We start from the raw sequence: 20,445 nt of genomic DNA on the forward strand, positions 1-20,445 counted from the left end.
ACAAAGAAAAAATATGGGGGTAAAAAAAATGAAAAATTATAAGAAAATGCAAACCTACTTATCAAATCTTGCTGTGTTGAATACAAAGCTTCACAATTTACACTGGAATGTTGAAGGAAAACGTTTTGTACAGGTACATGAATACACAGAAGGTTTATATGATGGTTTCTTTGAAAAATTTGATGAGGTAGCTGAATTAATGAAAATGAAAGGTGAAATGCCTTTAGTAAAAATGAGCGACTATGCTGAAAAAGCTACAATTGAAGAATTAGACGCTAAGGTATTTGGATGCCAGGAAGTATTAAAAATTGTTGAAGCTGACCTAAAAGAAATGAAGAAATTAGCGGTTGAAATCAGAAATGAAGCTGATGAAGACGGAGATTTTGAAGTAGTTGGAGAATTCGAAGAACATGTAGCTGGCTACAGTAAAGATCTATGGTTTCTTAGATCAATGTTGGTAGACTAAAAAGATAGTTAATAATTAAACAATAATAACATCCCTTAGTAGTAATTATATGATATAGTCCATTCATTAAATTGAATGGACTATATTTTTTTATTTCTAAATTACTTCTCATTAATTGCTTTTTGTAGAATATCAAACTCCATTTCTTTTCTCGAATAATTCTTTAAATCTATTGCTATTGAAATCACTTCTTTTATACTCCCATTTTCTTTAATAACATTATTGTACCATCTACAATAAATTTTTTGGCCATCTTTTTTAATAGCTCTGCTCAATAAATGTTCCGGAAGAGTTTCTGATCTTTGTTCTAATATATTTTTCCAATATCCTCTATCTTTTTTAGTAGGGTAGTGGTGCATTATAATAGATTGAATTATATCTTTTTTTGTAGTATTTTGATTTTTCTAAATTTGCCATGACTATTATCTCCTTCTTTTTTTCATAAAATTTTATTATGTACTATGTTTTTTATGCTATATATTATATTAAATAAAATTGATAAAAAACCTTTGAATTTCCATGAAATTTTTAATGCTGATTAAATAAAAAACTCCCAGTTAAAAAATAACCAGGAGTATAATATCATAATATATATTAAATTTTAAATGGCGCGCTCGGAAGGATTCGAACCCTCAGCCTACTGATCCGTAGTCAGTTTTCCTGGTTTTTACTTGATTTCATCTATAATTATACTTGCCGATATATAAGGCTTCTCAACGGTTTTTGATTATAGAAACCTATTAAATTTTATTTTTTCTCACAAATCATGGCTACGAAATGGCTATTTGGGCTATTTATATCCATCGGTAAAATTGTAAGTTATTTATAAAAAATGGCGGGGAAATGACGGGGATTTCTATTAACTATCTAGACTATCCTCAACAATCTGAATCTCTTCATCGGTTAGATCATACAGTTTATATACCATCCTATCTATACCTCTATCAATCTTATCTATTTCATTTTCCAGATCCTTAATCTCCTGCTGCAGGTCCTTCCACTCTTTAACAACCTTTTTGACTACATGTTCCTTATCATAATCAGGTATTTCTATTTGCAGTGTTTTCTTTAAAATATTGCCGCTATATTTCTCATCAATTTCAGCAAGCTGCTCATCAGTTAAGTTTTCAAGATAATATTTAAGATATTGTCTTTTATATCTATTATCCTCTTCAAATTTTAATACTTCATATTTCCCACTGCTAGATTTATCAAGATATATTGTAACAATATTTGTATTTATGTTAATCGTATAATTTCTTATTTTTCTAGCTCTACCTGAATATATTTCGTTAGTGAAATTTGAATTTTTTATTATATTTTCTAAATTAAAACCTAATTTTGATGTATACTTTAAAGTTAACTTACTAAATTTTATATTTTTTAATTTATTAAATCTTTTTTTCTTAGAAACTATTTTCTCGACACCCTTAATGATTTTTTTCTCAAAAAAACGATCTTCGGCCTCATTTATAGGAAATCTTTTAAGCTCATTAACTTTAAATTGAGGGTATATATCTCTCTGAAACTTGTCAAATGTATATTCAAACCAAAATGATATGGTGAATTGCAACATGCAATGCACGCTTTTTTAATCTTTCTTAAAATCACCTGTACCTTCATTACTTCTAGACACTAAAGCTTAATTTCTCTTTAAATAATTTATCTGAGTTTTCATAGTTAAACATTTTTCTAGGATAAGTATTTATAAAATCCTGAATCTTTTTTATCAGTTTTCTCTTAATACCTTTAAAACTTGTGCCTTTAGGTAAAAATCTTCTGATAAACTTATTAGCTACTTCATTTGATCCCCTTTGCCAGCTACAGTATGCATCACAATAATACAAACTAGTTCTAGGTATACTGCTACCTGTATATGATTGTTCTATACCTTCATAATCTGCAAATTCTGAACCGTTGTCTGTAGTAATCGATTTAAATGTTTCCCTAAAATTAACAACCCCAAATCGTCTTTCTATACGATCAAGTCCTTTTACCACTGACTTTGCTTTTTTGTTTGGTATTTTTTCTATGATTTCCTGCCTAGTTTGTCTTTCTGTCAGCACTAGTAAGGCAGGTTCATCTTTTTGTTTTAACCCTTCTACTAAGTCCATCTCCCAATGCCCAAATTCCTCCCTGGTATCAGCTCCTTCAGGCCTATCTCTAATTGTACGACCTTCCTTACGCCTCGTAGTGCTTTCACTTTCTTTTGGTCTGTCTTTCCCAGTTTTATAATTACCATGTGGGAGATCGCTTCTGTCTATATTCAAAACACCTTTATCTATGTAATTATAGATTGTTTTCCAGTGTAATTGAATTTCAAATTTATCTGATTCTTCAATGTCTTTTGCCACTGCTGCAGGAGATCTTAATTCCTTGATTTTTTCTTCTATAAATTCTGCTAACTCTTTATTTTTATCGATTTTTAAATCAGGGCCTTTATTCGAATTATTAAATTCATATACTTTCTGTGCTATCTCTGGTACATATTCTTTTCTGGTTGTTCCATCACCATTATCAAGTTCTACCTCACCTTTTTTTATTTCTCGACTGATTGTTGTTCTATGGCAGTTTAATTCTTCGCCTATTTCAGTATAATTTTTTTCTTGGACATTATATAAATGTTTAATTAATTTGCGATCATCAAAATTCAGGTGTTTTCCTTTGCTTCGTTTTGTGTTACAATTACTTTGACACATATTCTGTACCTCCTAATGTTTTTGTCGCTATTAACATTATACAAAAGGTACAGGTATGTGTCTATTTTTTTATCTAATCACCGCGTGCATTTAATTATACAATTCAAAAACCAAAATGATATCAATCTTGAATTTAAAATTCCTAATAAATAAAGAGGATTAATTTCATCTTTAAAATCATAAATGACCATACTATTAATATCATTTAGATAACAATCCTTTATATAAACTGAGTTTATACAATAAGGTGGTTTTGAAGGGATTTGTCTAACTAAAATTCTTTCTTTAGTAAAATCTATTGAATACCTTGGTTCAGCTAAGAAATCACCATATTTTAAATATTCTCCAGACCAATCTACAAAATATCTTTTTACGTCTCTTCCTTCTAAATAAGGATAATGTTTTTCTGTTTCTTTATTATTAGAATGAAAAATTCTATTATTCTTAATATTTTCAGTTTGTTTTGGGGTTCCTTTTCCTACCTGATATGCTTTAAGCCCCGTGGAAACTGTGGCAAACTTAGATAATTTTATAGAGTATTTATTTATCTTATTTAAAATCATTTTTATATTTTTCTTTTCAACCATAGAAATATTTATAATATAATCTTCATTAGTTAAAAAGAATTCAGAGTTTTCCTTAATTAGTGTAGGAAATTCTGAGTTATACTTTCCTACTTCAATTTTTTTTGCTCCTGATTTAGAAAATATACTAATACAACTATCTACATTAGCATCACTAAAAACTTCATCATGAGTATTGATTATCTGTATGTTTTTCATTTTTCTCAAAACATATTTTCTAAGTTTTTTAAAACTATTAATAGTTAACCAATTGTTTGGAATGATATAACCAAACCATCCTAACTCATTTAATAAATTAAAGCCCTTTTCCATAAAAATCACAAAAGTATTTAATTGATATGTATTTAATTGATAGTTGTCATAATAATATCTTTTTTGTTCATCAGTAAAAGACTGATTTCTTGCAAAAACATAAGGTGGATTACCAACAACAACATCAAATCCACCAGCTGCCATAATAGCTTCAAATTCCTCTTCCCATTTAAAAGCTTTATCACCAGCAACTTCCGGATCATCAATAATTGAATTGCCACACTTGATATTATCATCAAGATTAGTTAAAGGTTTTTGCTTATTAGCAGTTTTTAACCACAAAGATAATTTAGTTATTTCAACAGATTCTTCATTTAAATCTACACCAAAGATATTATTTTTTAAAATATCCCGTTGCACTGCATCTAGGGCAAAAATACTGCTCTGGCCACCTTTGAGCAAATCTCTCTGTTTATTAAGCCATTTATGCTCTTCTAATAAATAATCAAACGCTTGATTCAAAAATGCCCCACTACCACAAGCAGGATCTAATACTTTAATACTTTTAAGTTTTTCCTCATATTTTTCATAAAACTCTAAATGCTGATCAGTATATCTAGTTTTCCATCCAGCACTCCCAGCCTCTTCAATATCTGGGAGTTTATAATATCCTAATTCTTCTTTTCTCTCCTCTAAATATCCACCTACAGCATTTTCGACAATATAACTGGTTATGTATTTTGGGGTATAATATATCCCATCTTTTTTCCTCTTTGACTCATTTTTATCAAACTCATCATCCTGAATATCGGACTTCAATTTTTCTATATCACTAATTGACTGCTCAAAAATATGACCAAGAATATTAACATCAAGATCACTGTCAAAGTCATAATCGGAGATATCATAAATAGCATCAAAAAAATCATTACCAATAAAAAGTCCATCTAGCTCGGCATCATATTCAAATAATCCACCGTTGTAAGCATTAATGTTATATTTAGGATTCCCCTGGTCAACAGAACGGAAAACACCTCTAATTTGGTCCCATACAGCAGTTTTGCTGGGTGAAAAAGACTCTTTGCCCCTTTGTATCGCTTCATGCAATAAATCATTTGGTAGCAGGCCCTTATCCTCACAAAAGGCTATAAAAATAATTCTATCCAAAAACTTCTGAGCTTTTTCTAACAGCAGCTCAAATTCAATCTCACTATTATGTTCTTTTAAGTGCTCAAATAAGTTTATCCTGATGTTTTTATACAGGTTATAAAATTCAACAGAAATATTTTCTTCTTTCTTGATGGTTTTTTCTGATAATTTTAAAGTAACACTTTCTCCAGTTTTAGATATTAAATTATCTTTATTTAAAAGGTAATAAAACTTTTTGAATTCTTCAATATTATCAAGCTCATCCAATAAGAAGACTTCATAATATTCTTTGCTACGACCAACTTTATATAATCTAATTTCCATAAAATTAGATACAATTACCCACTGGCATTTATCCAGTTTATTTGTATAACTGAATGCCTGATCTACTGGAGACTTATAAGTAGATCCTTTTCTTTTCTGATCTTTATCTAATGACACCTGGGGCCCTTTCAATTCAATAACAGCTTCATGACCTCTTATCTCTTCATTCTCTACTCTTTCAAAATAACCAAGAATCCCGTCAGGGTGTTTAGCATCAATATCAGTAGTAGCTTCAATATCAAGTGTCCATTCAGCTTCCTGAGGTGTATTTTTATAACCTAAAACATCCTCAAAAATTGCTTTAAGAAAAGCACTTTGCAGCCTCTTTTCATTTAAGCCTTTGATTTTACTTAAACTATTCTGCCAACTTGTTATCTTAGCAATTTTCTCCTCTATATCATCAATGGAATAATTTTTTATTCTGCTCTTTAATATTTTCTTATTAAATAATCCTGGCACATTATCATCCTTTCTGTATAAAATTACCTTAATATAATATTTCAACAGAAAAAAAGAAAGTCCTTTATTATATAATATTAATAAAAAGACCAGTCAGATTAATGGTTGGTCTCAAGAAAATAAATTTATTATTCTTTTGATAACTGAATCATTTTTGAAATTACTTGTTTTAAATAATCACTATAAAATATTTCCTTCAATATTTTTTTAAATTGAGAAAAATCACTTATAGAAATTTTGTTATCTTCCAAACCAATATCATAAGCTATCTCCTCATTTAATAATATTATTAATGGATATATAGATATATTATAATGTATTGAAAAAATTCTATAACTATAATTATCTAAATATTTTCCTTTTAACTCATAATTAAAATTAAAATCTTTTTTCATAAAATCAGGTTTCGAATTATGTGAGAGTAAATCACCAAGTATATCTCTTTTAGACAAATCACCATAAATAATTCCATTTGTTATTTCCATTAGTTTTTCAGACTGTTCTTTTAGAACTTTATTTGGAGCATTATATTCTTCTTTAGGGGAATTTAAATCTTCAGGCCATAAACTTTCCATTATTCTCCTCCTTAATTAATACTAAAAAACAAAGGCAAATGGTCACTGATATTTTGATCCGGTCTATTAGACAGCCCTAATAAATTAATATTGCCTATTTTGTTAACAATCATAATATTTTCTTCATCAAAGTTTTCAATTAAATTCGGTCTTATTATAACTTGATCAAAAATATTCCAAAAATAATTTATTTCTTTAGAGTTGTTATAAAAATAAGTTCCAGGTAGATTATCGCTATCACCAAAAAAATTCCACATCGGATTATAAAACATACTATGCTTTCTACCTTTAACTGTTCTTTCATAGGTCTTTGCAATTCTTTTTGAGGATAAGGAATGCATTCCGGTTGCAGCAATAAGAGGTTCTTCAAATGGATTCATATTAAAATCTCCAACTACTATTGTGTTATTATTTGATAGATTATTTTCAGCTTTTTCTAAATCCTTTTTGAAATTAATCATTTCTATAAGATAATCTAATTTGGTCATATGCAACTTGCTTGGGAAATGGACAGCACCAATATTATGAAATCCTAATTTGTCATGTGGAATTTTCTTTATAGTGTAATAACTAGTTTCTGCAAAATGTTCAATTAACCCTGGTGTATATTTAGTTAATATATCTATTCTTTGACACCCAATTTTAGGCACATGATACAAACCAAAATTTTCATTCGTTAATTTTGTTAATAAAGTATTAATATCATCTTTATACTCAGCTAAAACTACTATGTCGCAGTTCAATTCTATAATTAAGCTTTTTAAATAATTATTAATTTTATTACGATTAGTATTCCAAAATAAATAATTCATAAACTAATCTCCTCAAAAGTAATAATTTATTTTCCCATCCCTCTATATAGCCCCCTAACAGAATTGGAGAAAAAGTTTGAAAGTGATATACTCTAATTACAAGGGGGAAACACCAATGGCAAACAGAAAATATTCCGATGAAACTAAAGAACAAATTGTAAAAGAATGTCGCGAAATAGGTAACACAGCTCTTGTAGCAAGACGACATAATATTTCTAAGCATACTGTTTACAGCTGGGTCAAAAAAGCTAAAGAAACAGGATCAGTTAGATCTCTTCCTAAAGATGAAAAAAAGCAAATGAAAGAGATAGAAAATAGATTAAGTAAAATGAGCGATGAAAATGATAAGCTCAAAAAAATTGTAGCAGAAAAAGAATTAGAATTAGCGATTTTAAGGGAGTTGAGAGATAAAGTAAACCCCCGATAGCCCTCAAAGTTCAGATTGCATCAAAGTGGATAAATAAAGGGTATAAAATCTCTATTGTTTTAGACTTTGTTGGGCTTAATTCTTCCACTTACTACAGTAATATAAATAGAAAAACTGAGAGTGAAAGTACTAATAGCAGCAATTCCAATAATCCTCAAGGAAGACCTGTCCCTGGGTATTCTCTAACTGAATCAGGTGAAAAAATATCTGATGAACAGATTAAAGAATGGCTCTTAGAACTGGTTGCAGGAGATGGCTTCCCTTATGGTTACAGGAAACTTACAGTCTGTTTAAAAGAAGACTATAACTTGAAAATAAATAAGAAAAAAGTATACAGGTTATGCAAAGAACTGGATATATTAAGATCGCAAAGAAAAATCAAAAAATTTAGACCTAAAAAGATTGCAAAACAGGAAGAAATTACAGAACCAAATCAACTCTGGCAGATGGATTTAAAATACGGCTACATAAATGGAACAGATCAGTTCTTTTTCCAGATGTCAGTAATTGATGTCTTTGATAAGACTGTTATAGATTATCACCTGGGACTAAGCTGTAAAGCTAAAGATACCTGCAGGGTATTAAAGGCTGCTTTAAATAAAAGAAAGCTGTATAAAGGCATGAATTTGCCTAAAATTAGAACAGATAATGGACCACAATTTGTCTCTAAATTATTTGGAGACACCTGTGAAAAACTGGGGGTAGAGCATCAGAGAATTCCAGTTAGAACACCTAATATGAATGCTCATATAGAATCATTTCATTCGGTTTTAGAAAAAGATTGTTATTCAATTAATGAATTCAGTAGTTTTATTGACGCCTATAAAAAAGTCAGTGAGTATATGAATTATTATAACAACAGATACCGTCATGGCAGTCTTAATGATATGCCTCCAGCAAAATTTTATAAACTGGCTAAAGCAGAAAAAATAGTTGCTGAACCAGTACTCGCCTAAATCAAAAAATGAGAAACTAAGAATGAGCGAGCTTAACAAACATATTTTCCATATTTAGGGGGTTGAACCGTCCCTTTAATACATTCCTTACAAACAGACTTCCCCTCATACTCAAAATTATCATCAGCACTACCACAAAAAATACAGGCTGGCTCATACTTTCTTAAAATGATTTTATCTCCCTCAATAAATATTTCCATTGGATCTCCAGAATTGATATTTTTAGCCTTCCGCAGCTCTTTGGGTATTACTACACGTCCTAAATTGTCAATTTTTCTTACAATACCTATTGTTTTCGATAGCAGATCCTTTTATTATCACTCTATATAAATACAATTATACACAACTCTAAAATATCCTGCTAATTTACTATATTTATACAATTAATCTTAAAAACACTTAATATAAAACAAAAACATTTGAGGCTTTTGTATTATTTGTATAAATAATGTAAATCTTTTTAAATTTTTGCAGGATAATTATTTGTAATCGATAATATATAAGTTAGACATAAAATTTAATATTTTAATATTAATAGCAAAATATTCGAAAGATTATTACGCAAAAGCTTGAATCTAAGGAGTTTTAATATTCTATGATTGTCAAGCCTGCCTCAGATATTTATATCACAGTGATGATTCTGGATCGGGTATAATTAATTAAACAGTTTTTTCTCGGACATGATATAATAAGATAATAACAAACTAAAATGGAGGAAAATATCATGCCTACAAAATATCCTGAAGAAATCAAAAGAAAAGTTGTTGCTCTGGCCAATAATGGTAAAAATCAAACTGAAATACTCAATGAATATGGAATGGCAAGGTCCACACTTCATAAATGGATAAAAGACTATAATAACTCAGGTTCATTCAGCGCTAAAGATAATAGATCTGATAAAGAAAAAGAATTAATTAAATTACAAAAAGAAAACAAGCAGTTAAAAATGGAGAATGATATTTTAAAGCAAGCGGCGCTGATAATGGGACGAAAGTAGCAGTTATTAAGGCAAACAGGGATAAATACAGTATTAGCGCCATGTGCAGAGCACTCAATATATCAAGGGGTATGATCTATTATACCCCTAAAGAAAAACAGGTTGATGTTGAACTAGAAAGCGAAGTGATTTCCATTTACAAAGCAAGTAGAAATCACTATGGAACCAGAAAAATCAAAAGAGAATTAGCTAAAAAAGGTTATCAGGTGTCCAAGCGAAGAATAGGTAAAATAATGAAAAAATATAATCTAGTTTCTACTTATACTAAAAAACAATACAAAGTTCATTCTCCAAGCTGTAATGAAGATAAAATTGCCAATATTGTAAACAGAGAATTTAACAAAGAAGAAGCTCTAGACGTTGTTGTCAGTGATTTAACCTATGTTAATGTAAAAGGAAAATGGAACTATGTCTGTCTGATCATAGATCTCTTCAACCGTGAATTTGTTGGTTATGCAGCAGGTAAAAAGAAAAATGCCGAATTAGTAACTGAGGCTTTTAAAAGTATTAAAAGACCACTAAATCAAATTAATATTTTACATACTGATAGAGGTAATGAATTCAAAAATAAAGCTATCGATGATATTTTAGTCAGGTTTGATATTGAGCGTTCTTTAAGCAATAAAGGATGCCCATATGATAATGCAGTGGCAGAAGCAGCCTTTAAAGTAGTTAAGACTGAATTTGCTTATGACAGAATATTTAACAGCTTTGAAGAGCTGGAATATGAGCTATTTGACTATGTTAACTGGTATAATAACCACAGAATCCACGGGTCGTTAGATTACCTAACACCTGTTGAATATAGATATTTAATGTTCGATAAAAAATTGTTGTAAAAAGTATTGACAATCCACCTCCAACATATTTTGAGACTCTCTGATCATTGTAGTATAACTCAACAGTTATTTGCCCTCTAATATCACAGTATCTTACTACCGATGTAGAGCCGTAACCAAATAATATTCCTGCATAAGGTGTATTAACTCTAAGACTAGCATTTAAAAATCTTAAATGGTCTACTCTCGAACCAGCAGTCATATCTGAAGATCCAGACTGACTTATAAAACCATTTAATTGATAACTTCTTTCTTTAATAGGAATTTCTAAATCTTTATTTGTAACTTGGTTCATAGTTAAATTTTTAATAGTTCTCATAGATAAATTCCCTCTACTAACACTATATCCATAAACATCACCTGTTTTTTTTCTCATCGGAATCCAATTTCCATAGTCAGCTAAATGATCATTTTTATGTCTAAATTGATATCCATCTAAATCCATATCCTTAGTTATAAAATAATTAGTTGAAAGACTATACCTCATTCTCCACAATTGCTCTAAGGAATTTATATTATTGGAAAAACTGATTAAATTAAGATTTACAGTTAATGTTTGTCCTCCAGAAGGATTAATAACTTGCTCGTTAGGATCAACCCCAACATTTCTTGGCCAGATAGTTATATAATGTTCTATTGGTTCAATATATAAAGAATAACTACCATTTTGTTCGTGTAAAAGATTTCCGACTGTTGCTATAGAATCCCAAATATCGGGAGCATCAATATGAGGAAATCTTTTCCATTGATCAAAAGCATTTACTCTAATCCAATCAACCACTAAAGGGTCTCCACCTAAAAATACCGTACCTTGAATAAGAGCACTTTGATGCTGAGTAGAATTAACAGAAGCTCCGTTTTCCATCAATATCAAATTAATAGTATTACCTAAATTTGTACCTTCGATTTCACTTCTTAAACCATTTTGATAAATTATTCGACCTGATTATGTTACAAGCAAATTCAGGAAATATGCCGATTCAGCTGGATTTAATAATACAAGGTTTCATGACTTACGACATACCCATGCAACCTGGCTCTTACAAGAAGGTGTTCATCCTAAAATCGTCCAGGAAAGATTGGGGCATTCAAAAATATCTACTACTCTTGATTTATATTCTCATGTAATACCTTCAATGCAAAAAAATGCGGTCCAAAAACTCAAAAAAATAAAAAAGTAGAGTCGCATGGCTACAAAATGGCTACGAAACAAGAAAATCTCCCAAGTGAATTTTCACTGGGAGATGCTTAAGTTTACTGTTATATCAATGATTTTAAATGGCGCGCTCGGAAGGATTCGAACCCTCAGCCTACTGATCCGTAGTCAGTCGCTCTATCCAGTTGAGCTACGAGCGCATTTAAATTACAACATTAATTATTATAACAGTATTTTTTTGTCTAGTCAAGTCTTTTTACAGCAATTTGAGGAGCTTGTTCTTTACTAATTTGTTATTTTAAATTCTTTTTCAATCTCAGCAAACTCATAATTTACAGACAACAATTCTACTTCTAATATATAGTCCCCTTTTTCAAATTGAGATAAATCAATTTCCTGCTCAAAGTAATGAGTCTCTCCCGCAGAAATATCTACATATTGAAAAGCTTGAATAAACATTTTATCTTCTGCCCAGGAATAAATTTTAGTTCCGCTTTCATCTTTAACATAAATATTATATTTATGGCCTGAACTAAATTCTAGGGTTCGTTCTGAATCACTATTATTGATTATTTCAATTTTTATTTCTAATTTGTCCTGTACTGAATATTCTTTTTCTGCTAATATTACATTTAAACTCAAATCAGTGGTTTCTTCCATTTTAATTTGATCACCATTTTTTATTGTTGGCCGATTATTAACAAATGAATTTGCAACAGCCATTGAAGAGACAAATAATATAATAAAAAGAGTTAATAATAAAAGCTTATTTTTTTTCATAGTAGCCCCTTTCGAAAATTAATAATTATAAATACAAAATTGCATTTTACCGAATTTCACTCTCCAATAATTTTAACCAGCACTCTTTTACGCCTTTTACCATCAAATTCTCCATAAAAGATCTGCTCCCAGGGACCAAAATCCAATTCTCCATCTGTCACAGCAACTACAACTTCTCTACCCATAATCTGTCTTTTAAGATGGGCATCAGCATTATCTTCAAATCCATTATGTGCATACTGAGAAACAGGTTCATGTGGAGCTAATTCTTCAAGCCATTTTTTATAATCCTGATGGAGGCCACTTTCATCATCATTGATAAAAACACTTGCAGTAATATGCATTGCGTTTACAAGACATAAACCTTCTTTAATTCCACTTTCCTGCAAAACTTCTCTAACCTGATTTGTTATATTAATTAATTCCATCCTCTTGTCAGTATTAAAATAAAGGTATTTTCTGATTGATTTCATTCTAGCCCACTCCTTATTTTAAAATTATAATCTTCTTTTAACTGATGGTGCTATTCTTAAACTAATGAAAATAATCAAAGCTGCTATGATAGAAATATCAAACATTCCATAACCAATTGCAAGTCCTAAACCTGCAACTCCCCAAAGACTGGCAGCAGTGGTTAAACCTTCTACTTTGTCTTCCTGTTTAATAATAGTACCAGCACCTAAAAAACCAATCCCACTTATAACCTGAGCAGCAAGACGAGCTGGGTCTCCGGTAATACCTAAGTCAAGATTTACCTTTGAAACCTCGATAGATAAAATCATGATCAAACAGGATATTACAGAAACAATTACGTTTGTTCTTATACCTGCTGCTTTATTTTGTTTTTCCCTATCATAACCAATTAAAGCTGCAAGTAATCCTGCTAGTATTAGTTTAAAATAGCTCAGCCAATTTAATACCATAACTAAATACTACCTCCTCTATACTTCTGCATCACGTGCATCCATTGTTGAAGTACCTAAAGCAATACTTAAAGAAAACTCCTTACTGTTATTTATATTTGCCTGATCAAAGCTATTATTTAATTGTTCAGCGATTTTATCTACTTGCTCCTGCTCTGTTTTTTTTAAAACTACAGCTAGTTCATCGCCCGCTATTCTAGCAAGAATTTCTCCTTCATTAAAGTTTTTTTTCAACAGATCAGCTGCTTTTTTTATATATTTATCACCTTGAGTATGACCATGATTTTCATTAATCATTTTTAATTTATTTAACGAAATAATTATTACACTAATAGGAAAACTATCTGACTCTTTAAGCCTCTTAACTTCTTCATAAACAAACTTTCTATTATATAATCCTGTTAATTCATCATGATAGCTTAAATATTTAATTTCTTTAGTTTTAGCTTCTAATTCTGCTTTTAAACCTTTATTTTCTTCAAGTAATCTTTGTAGAGTTTCTTCATTTATTAGATTGTTTTGCACTTTTCTTCCCACCTTCGCAAAACTCAAATATTTAATTTAAAAAACTTGTGATTATTATATAATTCAAGGTAAATTTGTTCTATCCTTCTTATAAAATGATTCGATTTTGTTTTTGAAAGATAAATTAATTATTTTTTAGAGATTTAAAATTTCCATTTTGAAAAAAACAAGCAACTGCTTTAGCAGTTTTAAATTGATAATGAATTTCTTTATGACCATAGGGAAGCATTATAAAGTCAGTTAAAAAATCAGCTTTAACTGAATTTACTTCTATTCTACCATCATTAGCACCTTTTAACAATTTACCTAAAAAAAGATTACTTTTTGTCCCTGCGATTGCACCGATCTCTATTTCTTCTCCTGAAGATAATTTAATTTCTTCTAAATTATCAGGAACAATAGAATCTAAAGTTTTAAATATTTTTGTGAAAAAAGGTAAATATTTATTGCTCTTAGCAGCAAGTCTGCTGCCAGAGTTAGGAGTTGCAATTAAAACAACCCTTTTAATATAGCTTTTATCTTCAAGCTCAGCTAAGTAATTTCTTAGCACTAATCCACCAGAACTATGAGCTGCTAAATTAATTTTTTCACCTTTTTTAAGCTTTAATCTTATATTATGCAGTTTATTTTTAAAAATTTTACCTGCTTTCTTGATAGTCTTAAAGGTTAAGGGGAGCTCGACTAAAATAATTTGATAGCCAAGTTTCTCTAAATTTTCTTTAAGCACCTGCATATCACTTTTCTTTTTATGATATCCATGCAATAATACAACTTTTTCATTCATGAGATCTTCCCCCAAAACTTTAAAATTATCAATTTTTTATCAAAATATTCTGTCTTAAATTTAGAAAGAAAAGACAGCGGAAAACCGCTGCCTTTTCAACTATCTATATTTTGTTAAAAAGAGTTTACTCTTCTTCTTTTTCTGGAGCATAAGCTTCTTCAAGCCTTACATATGATTTATAACGCTCTTCAGCAGCTTCTTCAGCCTTTTCAAAAAGCACTTCTGCGATTTCTGGGAATGTCTGTTGTAAGGATGAGAAACGAACCTCACTTAACAAGAATTCACGGAAATCTTCTGTAGGCTCTTTAGAATCCAGGCTAAATGGATTTTTATTTTCTTCTTTTAGCTCTGGATTGAAGCGGAATAAGTGCCAGTAGCCAGCTTTAACTGCATCTTTTTCCTGGGTTACACTACATCCCATACCAGCTTTAAGCCCATGTGAGATACATGGAGAATAAGCGATAATTACAGAAGGGCCATCATATGCTTCAGCTTCAGCAATAGCTTTAATAGCCTGATTCATATTAGCACCCAATGAAATCTGAGCTACATAAACATAACCGTAAGTCATAGCCATTTGACCCAGATCTTTTTTCTGTATTTTCTTACCTGAAGCAGCAAATTTAGCAGCTGCAGCAGTTGGAGTAGCTTTTGATGATTGACCACCTGTATTAGAATAAACTTCTGTATCAAAGATCAAGACATTTACATCATCACCAGAAGCTATTACATGGTCTAAACCACCATAACCGATATCATAAGCCCAGCCATCTCCACCAAAGATCCACTGAGATTTTTTCACAATAAATTCTTTGCGATCAACTATCTCAGCAATAACTTCGTTATCACTATATTTAGCAAGTAATGGCATCATTTCTTTTTTAAGTGCTTTTGTCTTTTCGCCATCCTGCATATTATCAAGAAACTCTTTCATTAGTTCATTGAGTTTTTCATCAAGGTTAAGCTCAATTGCTTCTTCCATAAGATCTGCGATTTTTGCTCTGATCTGTTCTGTTGCCAGGTACATACCATAACCAAATTCAGCATTATCCTCAAATAAGGAGTTAGCCCAGGCAGGTCCATGACCTTCGTCATTTGTACTATAAACTGACACAGGAGCAGATCCACCCCAGATTGATGAACAACCTGTCGCATTGGCAATTAGCATTCTATCGCCAAATAATTGAGTTACCAGCTTAGCATAAGCTGTTTCTCCACAACCTGCGCAAGCACCTGAGAACTCAAGTAATGGTTCCTGGAATTGACTACCTTTAATATTAGCAGCAGGCATCAGATCATCTTTAATTGAAACTTCATTAATTGCATACTCCCAATTATCTGCTTCTTGTTCTGTCATCTTGGCAAATGACTCCATCTCTAGAGCATTAACAGGACATACGTCTACACAAACTCCACAACCAGTACAATCATAAGGGCTAACCTGTATTTTATACTCTAAACCTTCAAGCTGTTTGCCTTTTGCTTCTATAGTTTTGAAACCTTCAGGAGCATTTGCAACTTCTTCTTCATCAAGTAAGAAAGGTCTAATTACAGCATGTGGACAAGCTAAAGCACACTGATTACACTGAATACAGATATCATCTTTCCAATCAGGAACATCAATAGCTATACCACGTTTTTCATATTTAGAAAGTCCTGGAGGGAAGTGACCATCTTCACGGCCTACAAAAGTACTAACAGGTAGACTGTCACCTTCCTGTCTATTAACAACTTCTAGAACATCTTTAACAAATGCAGGTACATCTTCTTCCTCTTCAACTTCTTCAATTTCTGCTTGAGCCCATTCTGCAGGAACATCGATTGAAGTTAAAGCATCAACTGCTCTATCAACAGCTTTATAGTTCATTTCTACAATCTTTTCTCCTTTGTGACCATAGGTATCTTCAATAGCTTTTTTGAGATAATCTACGGCTTCATCAAATGGAATAATATCAGCTAATTTAAAGAAGGCAGTCTGCATAACCATGTTAATTCTGCCACCTAGACCAACTTCTTGAGCAATTTTTACACCATCAATGGTATAAAAATCAATATTATTTTCAGCAATATATCTTTTCATCTCAGCAGGTAGTTTTTCTGTTAACTGATCTTCAGACCAGGAACAGTTAAGTAAGAATTTACCACCTTCTCTGAGATCAGATACCATATCAAATTTATCAACATATGACTCTTTATGACAGGCAACATAGTCAGCCTCATCAATTAAGTAAGTAGATTTAATTGGCTCATCACCGAATCTTAGGTGAGATACAGTTACACCACCAGATTTTTTGGAGTCATAAGAGAAATATGCTTGGGCATATTTATCAGTGTTATTACCAATAATCTTAACAGCATTTTTGTTAGCGCCAACCGTTCCATCAGAGCCAAAGCCCCAGAACTTGCAGCGAACTGTACTTTCTGGAGAAGTATTGATATGTTCTTTAGGCTCAAGATTTGTATGTGTTACATCATCTTCAATACCTAAGGTAAATGCATTTTCCGGATTATCTTCTCTAAGATTATCAAATACAGCTTTAATATGAGTAGGTGTAGTATCTTTAGAACTTAAACCGTAACGGCCACCAACAATAACAGGCCTTTTTTCTTTGTCATAGAATAATGATCTTACATCTTCATAAAGAGGTTCCCCTACTGCACCAGGTTCCTTAGTTCTATCAAGTACAGCAATCTTCTCAGCAGTTTCTGGAAGAGCCTTCATGAAGTATTTCTCGGAGAAAGGACGATAAAGTCTTACTTTAATTAAACCAACTTTTTCTCCTTTATCAACCAGATATTTAACTGTTTCTTCAATTGTATCTGTTACTGAACCCATTGCAATAATTACATATTTAGCATCTTCTGCTCCTACATAATTGAATGGATGATATTCTCTGCCTGTTAACTCAGAAATTTCCTGCATATATTCTTCAACAATATCAGGAACTGCATCATAAAAACGGTTTGCTGCTTCACGAGCCTGGAAGAAAATATCTGGGTTTTGAGCAGTACCCATTGTAACAGGATGTTCAGGATTTAATGCTCTATGTCTAAATTCACTGACCTTTCCATAATCAACCAGCTCTGCTAGATCATCATAGTCTAAAACTTCTATTTTTTGATACTCATGAGAAGTTCTAAATCCATCAAAGAAATGAACAAATGGTAAACTAGACTTAATCGCAGATAAATGAGCAACACCAGCTAAATCCATTACTTCCTGAACACTACCAGAAGCTAACATAGCTGTTCCAGTTTGACGAGCAGCCATTACATCTGAGTGATCACCAAAGATCGAAAGGGCATGGGTTGCAACTGTACGGGCACTAACATGAAAAACACCAGGTAATAATTCCCCAGCGATTTTATACATATTTGGCAGCATGAGCAATAGCCCCTGTGAAGCTGTAAATGTACTTGTTAAAGCACCAGCAACCAGTGACCCATGTACAGCACCAGACGCCCCACCTTCTGACTGCATTTCTGTCAACTTAACTTGTTGGCCGAAAATGTTTTCACGACCATGAGCACTCCAAGAGTCGACGAGTTCAGCCATCGGAGATGAAGGAGTGATAGGATAGATTGCTGCCACATCTGTAAAAGCATAAGCTACATGAGCTGCAGCAGTGTTTCCATCCATGGTTTTCATTTGTTTTGCCATTATAATTTTCCCTCCTATTATAAGGTAAATTCTTATTTTTATTTCCTCTTTAAGTATAATACTTTACAAAGGAGCTGTCAAATATTTCACAGCTTAATAATGGCAAAATACCTTATTCTAAATTATTAGAATAATTACAATAAAGCACTAACTCCAAAACTACTCTAGACATTTTTTGGCTTTAATTAAATAAAGTGATTTGTTCAGGTATTCATAACTGGAATTAAGACAATTTTTAGCCAATAAATCTGTTAATTTATCAGGTAAATAAAAATTAACCGGCTCACCAGCTAATTTTTCGAAAAAGATAATTATTTTTGTGAAAATTGTCTGGGGATTAAAATCTAAAATATAGATTTTCCCTCCTGTTTTTAAAACTCGGCTCGCTTCTGATAAAACAACTTCAACCTCTCGAAAATGATGAAGAGCATCAGATATAGTTAAATAATCAAAACTATTGTCTGCAAATGGTAAATTCTCTCCATCTGCTAATACCACATCTACATTTTGAGCAAAATCTTTGTTTTCTGCTTTTTTAAGCATTGCTTCAGAGGGGTCAGCAATTGTAATTTCTACAGCATCCGGAAGATATTTTGCCAGTTCACCGGTTCCTCCACCTAAATCTAATAATTTTTTTAGTTCATTTTCTGCCTCTGCCTTTAAAATACTCTCTAATTCTTCCTCTTCAATTTTTTCTCCAAGCTCTAAAAGAACTTTATTATGTCCAGAAAGTTTCATCGCCAGATCAAAAACTGGTGCGATTATAGTAAATAGGTCCATTGTTTCACCCCTTTTAATTTATAAATTTATTATACAATCTTAACTATATTTATTATCATATTCTAAATATTTAAATATGTCTGTTAAACTGACTTCATTAATTTTTGCAGGATTTAATTATATAATGGCGAAAATATATTTATAAGCAAAAATAGGGGAGTGTTTATTATGAAAAAAATTATTTTCTTTTGTCTGATCTTTTTATTATTTTTTACAACTGCTTTAACCGCAGGTCAAAGAATTCCCTTTCCAAATGAAAATTTTAAGCAAATTACACAAACTGAGTCAGAAGTTTTAATTGCCTGGAATGGAACGGAGCAAATAATCACTGCATCTGAAGAGCTTAAGCTTGAAACAGCCCTTAATGATTTTAGCTCAGAAATAAAGCATAGAGTTTCCAGCCTTGATTTAATTAAAAGAGCTGAAGAATATTTAAGAAATAAAAGGCTAGAACAGATTATTGATTTTGATCCCCGACTGAACGAAATTGCAGATGTAGTCAGACCTGTTGAAACAACAGAAACAAATGATTATACAGAAGCTGTATTTTATCAATTTGAAACTGATAAATTATTTTATCCTCTCAAAACTACTTTTGATAACAACAGAGAACAATTAAATATAATAATTATTTCTGATCAAAATTTACTAAATTTTGAAGGGATTAAAGAAGAAAGAATTAAAACAACATCAGGCCCTTATTCCATATCTAAATCTGACACTGCCTATATATCTTCAGATATTGCAGAGCTTTTTAAAGATAACGATATAAAAATTTACTCCTGGAGCTTTATGAATAAAGAAAAGGAGATTGATTCTGAGTTAATAATAAGCTCTAATATAGAAGAATTATTTGAAAATAGTTTAGAAATAAATGGGAATAAATTTGTAGATGTATATCCACACCCTGATTATCCCTTTTCTACAGAAAAAGAAGAAATTGACAGTTTAAGTGGGGTTTTGGAAACTAGAATGGGTAGCAGAACTCATCCCTGGTTTGGTTATACAATTGATGATTTAATTTTACTTAATGCCAAATCTAAAGAACTAATTGGATCTTTTGCAGATGAAGGAGAATATGTTACAATAAAAGGGTATGAAGATAGGGCTAAACTTTTTATGCGGGAGCCTTTGAGTAGAGAATTTAATTTAATAGATATCGGCCCAGGCTTTTATGTCACTGAAATTGAAGGCTGGGATTTTTATACTGGACGCTTAGTGCTCAATGATGGGAGTTTAGCAAGATCTAGAAGCAGCTTTTGGATTCCCCGAAAATAGAAATCAGGAGGGACTATCT

Annotated in this window: 20 protein-coding genes, 1 tRNA gene and 1 riboswitch; of the genes, 5 read left to right on the top strand and 16 right to left on the bottom strand. The window is 31.2% G+C overall.

The features are described from left to right. Positions 1–28 precede the first annotated feature (28 nt). Positions 29–466 (top strand): Dps family protein, encoded by a 438-nt coding sequence (locus HALSA_RS11850; protein WP_013406787.1) that lies wholly within the window; start codon positions 29–31, stop codon positions 464–466. A 101-nt stretch (positions 467–567) separates the two neighbouring features. Here the strand turns inward: HALSA_RS11850 and HALSA_RS11855 are convergent, their stop codons facing one another. From HALSA_RS11855 to HALSA_RS12530, 6 genes are all read right to left on the bottom strand, one after another. Further along, the gene (locus HALSA_RS11855; RefSeq protein WP_160143076.1) at positions 568–741 is read right to left on the bottom strand and encodes a hypothetical protein; all 174 of its coding nucleotides are present in this window, start codon (positions 739–741) and stop codon (positions 568–570) included. Between the two features lie 584 nt (positions 742–1,325). After that, positions 1,326–2,042: a hypothetical protein gene (locus HALSA_RS11860; RefSeq protein ID WP_041595842.1), complete on the bottom strand. Its 717-nt coding sequence runs from the start codon at positions 2,040–2,042 to the stop codon at positions 1,326–1,328. 52 nt (positions 2,043–2,094) lie between these two features. Further along, positions 2,095–3,165 (bottom strand): IS30 family transposase, encoded by a 1,071-nt coding sequence (locus HALSA_RS11865; protein WP_013404838.1) that lies wholly within the window; start codon positions 3,163–3,165, stop codon positions 2,095–2,097. Between the two features lie 77 nt (positions 3,166–3,242). Next, entirely contained in the window at positions 3,243–5,933 is a 2,691-nt protein-coding gene (locus tag HALSA_RS11870) for an Eco57I restriction-modification methylase domain-containing protein (protein ID WP_049773906.1), read from the bottom strand. A 128-nt stretch (positions 5,934–6,061) separates the two neighbouring features. Further along, a complete protein-coding gene (locus HALSA_RS11875) occupies positions 6,062–6,508 on the bottom strand; it encodes a hypothetical protein (protein ID WP_013406789.1) in 447 nt (148 codons plus the stop codon). Positions 6,509–6,519: 11 nt separating this feature from the next. Then, complete coding sequence (locus HALSA_RS12530) at positions 6,520–7,320, bottom strand: endonuclease/exonuclease/phosphatase family protein (protein ID WP_013406790.1); 801 nt, start codon at positions 7,318–7,320, stop codon at positions 6,520–6,522. Positions 7,321–7,435: 115 nt separating this feature from the next. Here HALSA_RS12530 and HALSA_RS11890 point away from each other — a divergent pair. Further along, a protein-coding gene (locus tag HALSA_RS11890) for an IS3-like element ISHahy4 family transposase (protein WP_095522092.1) occupies positions 7,436–8,703 on the top strand; the annotation gives its coding sequence in 2 pieces (ribosomal slippage) (positions 7,436–7,736 and positions 7,736–8,703; 1,269 coding nt in all). Positions 8,704–8,735: 32 nt separating this feature from the next. On the opposite strand, the gene HALSA_RS11895 is transcribed toward HALSA_RS11890, so the two are convergent. Then, a complete protein-coding gene (locus HALSA_RS11895; protein ID WP_013406791.1) occupies positions 8,736–9,008 on the bottom strand; it encodes an AbrB/MazE/SpoVT family DNA-binding domain-containing protein in 273 nt (90 codons plus the stop codon). A 221-nt stretch (positions 9,009–9,229) separates the two neighbouring features. Beyond that, positions 9,230–9,319, top strand: a riboswitch (cyclic di-GMP riboswitch). 93 nt (positions 9,320–9,412) lie between these two features. Here HALSA_RS11895 and HALSA_RS11905 point away from each other — a divergent pair. Continuing rightward, a protein-coding gene (locus tag HALSA_RS11905) for an IS3-like element ISHahy2 family transposase (RefSeq protein WP_095522093.1) occupies positions 9,413–10,539 on the top strand; the annotation gives its coding sequence in 2 pieces (ribosomal slippage) (positions 9,413–9,665 and positions 9,665–10,539; 1,128 coding nt in all). Here the strand turns inward: HALSA_RS11905 and HALSA_RS11910 are convergent. After that, positions 10,445–11,413 carry a hypothetical protein gene (locus HALSA_RS11910; RefSeq protein ID WP_160143077.1) on the bottom strand — a complete coding sequence of 323 codons (969 nt, stop codon included), beginning with the start codon at positions 11,411–11,413 and terminating at the stop codon, positions 10,445–10,447. The genes HALSA_RS11905 and HALSA_RS11910 overlap by 95 nt on opposite strands. Before the next feature lie 61 nt (positions 11,414–11,474). Here HALSA_RS11910 and HALSA_RS12705 point away from each other — a divergent pair, with 61 nt between their 5' ends. Further along, on the top strand, positions 11,475–11,720 hold the full coding sequence (locus tag HALSA_RS12705; RefSeq protein WP_238524818.1) for a tyrosine-type recombinase/integrase: 246 nt from the start codon (positions 11,475–11,477) through the stop codon (positions 11,718–11,720). 98 nt (positions 11,721–11,818) lie between these two features. Here the strand turns inward: HALSA_RS12705 and HALSA_RS11915 are convergent. From HALSA_RS11915 to HALSA_RS11950, 8 genes are all read right to left on the bottom strand, one after another. After that, positions 11,819–11,895, bottom strand: a tRNA-Arg gene (locus HALSA_RS11915). Between the two features lie 85 nt (positions 11,896–11,980). Further along, on the bottom strand, positions 11,981–12,475 hold the full coding sequence (locus tag HALSA_RS11920) for a BsuPI-related putative proteinase inhibitor (protein ID WP_013406792.1): 495 nt from the start codon (positions 12,473–12,475) through the stop codon (positions 11,981–11,983). 56 nt (positions 12,476–12,531) lie between these two features. Continuing rightward, entirely contained in the window at positions 12,532–12,948 is a 417-nt protein-coding gene (locus HALSA_RS11925; RefSeq protein WP_013406793.1) for a secondary thiamine-phosphate synthase enzyme YjbQ, read from the bottom strand. Between the two features lie 24 nt (positions 12,949–12,972). Beyond that, the gene (locus HALSA_RS11930; RefSeq protein ID WP_013406794.1) at positions 12,973–13,398 is read right to left on the bottom strand and encodes an MgtC/SapB family protein; all 426 of its coding nucleotides are present in this window, start codon (positions 13,396–13,398) and stop codon (positions 12,973–12,975) included. An 18-nt stretch (positions 13,399–13,416) separates the two neighbouring features. Beyond that, complete coding sequence (locus HALSA_RS11935; protein ID WP_013406795.1) at positions 13,417–13,923, bottom strand: GGDEF domain-containing protein; 507 nt, start codon at positions 13,921–13,923, stop codon at positions 13,417–13,419. Positions 13,924–14,047: 124 nt separating this feature from the next. After that, positions 14,048–14,707, bottom strand: a complete 660-nt coding sequence (locus HALSA_RS11940) for an alpha/beta fold hydrolase (RefSeq protein WP_013406796.1) — start codon at positions 14,705–14,707, stop codon at positions 14,048–14,050. 124 nt (positions 14,708–14,831) lie between these two features. Continuing rightward, the gene (nifJ, locus tag HALSA_RS11945; RefSeq protein WP_013406797.1) at positions 14,832–18,368 is read right to left on the bottom strand and encodes a pyruvate:ferredoxin (flavodoxin) oxidoreductase; all 3,537 of its coding nucleotides are present in this window, start codon (positions 18,366–18,368) and stop codon (positions 14,832–14,834) included. A 159-nt stretch (positions 18,369–18,527) separates the two neighbouring features. Continuing rightward, entirely contained in the window at positions 18,528–19,148 is a 621-nt protein-coding gene (locus HALSA_RS11950) for a class I SAM-dependent methyltransferase (protein WP_013406798.1), read from the bottom strand. A 168-nt stretch (positions 19,149–19,316) separates the two neighbouring features. On the opposite strand from HALSA_RS11950, the gene HALSA_RS11955 reads away from it, so the two are divergent. Then, on the top strand, positions 19,317–20,426 hold the full coding sequence (locus HALSA_RS11955) for a hypothetical protein (RefSeq protein WP_013406799.1): 1,110 nt from the start codon (positions 19,317–19,319) through the stop codon (positions 20,424–20,426). Positions 20,427–20,445 lie beyond the last annotated feature (19 nt).

The organism is Halanaerobium hydrogeniformans, from assembly GCF_000166415.1.
Taxonomy (GTDB): Bacteria; Bacillota; Halanaerobiia; order Halanaerobiales; family Halanaerobiaceae; genus Halanaerobium; species Halanaerobium hydrogeniformans.

Excerpts from the sequence above, each read along its gene's own strand:
- HALSA_RS11940 (WP_013406796.1), bottom strand. The coding sequence starts at position 14,707 with ATGAATGAAAAAGTTGTATTATTGCATGGATATCATAAAAAGAAAAGT.
- HALSA_RS11860 (WP_041595842.1), bottom strand. The coding sequence starts at position 2,042 with ATGTTGCAATTCACCATATCATTTTGGTTTGAATATACATTTGACAAG.
- HALSA_RS11925 (WP_013406793.1), bottom strand. The coding sequence starts at position 12,948 with ATGAAATCAATCAGAAAATACCTTTATTTTAATACTGACAAGAGGATG.
- HALSA_RS12530 (WP_013406790.1), bottom strand. The coding sequence starts at position 7,320 with ATGAATTATTTATTTTGGAATACTAATCGTAATAAAATTAATAATTAT.
- HALSA_RS11930 (WP_013406794.1), bottom strand. The coding sequence starts at position 13,398 with ATGGTATTAAATTGGCTGAGCTATTTTAAACTAATACTAGCAGGATTA.
- HALSA_RS11875 (WP_013406789.1), bottom strand. The coding sequence starts at position 6,508 with ATGGAAAGTTTATGGCCTGAAGATTTAAATTCCCCTAAAGAAGAATAT.
- HALSA_RS11950 (WP_013406798.1), bottom strand. The coding sequence starts at position 19,148 with ATGGACCTATTTACTATAATCGCACCAGTTTTTGATCTGGCGATGAAA.
- HALSA_RS11865 (WP_013404838.1), bottom strand. The coding sequence starts at position 3,165 with ATGTGTCAAAGTAATTGTAACACAAAACGAAGCAAAGGAAAACACCTG.
- HALSA_RS11850 (WP_013406787.1), top strand. The coding sequence starts at position 29 with ATGAAAAATTATAAGAAAATGCAAACCTACTTATCAAATCTTGCTGTG.
- HALSA_RS11920 (WP_013406792.1), bottom strand. The coding sequence starts at position 12,475 with ATGAAAAAAAATAAGCTTTTATTATTAACTCTTTTTATTATATTATTT.
- nifJ (WP_013406797.1), bottom strand. The coding sequence starts at position 18,368 with ATGGCAAAACAAATGAAAACCATGGATGGAAACACTGCTGCAGCTCAT.
- HALSA_RS11955 (WP_013406799.1), top strand. The coding sequence starts at position 19,317 with ATGAAAAAAATTATTTTCTTTTGTCTGATCTTTTTATTATTTTTTACA.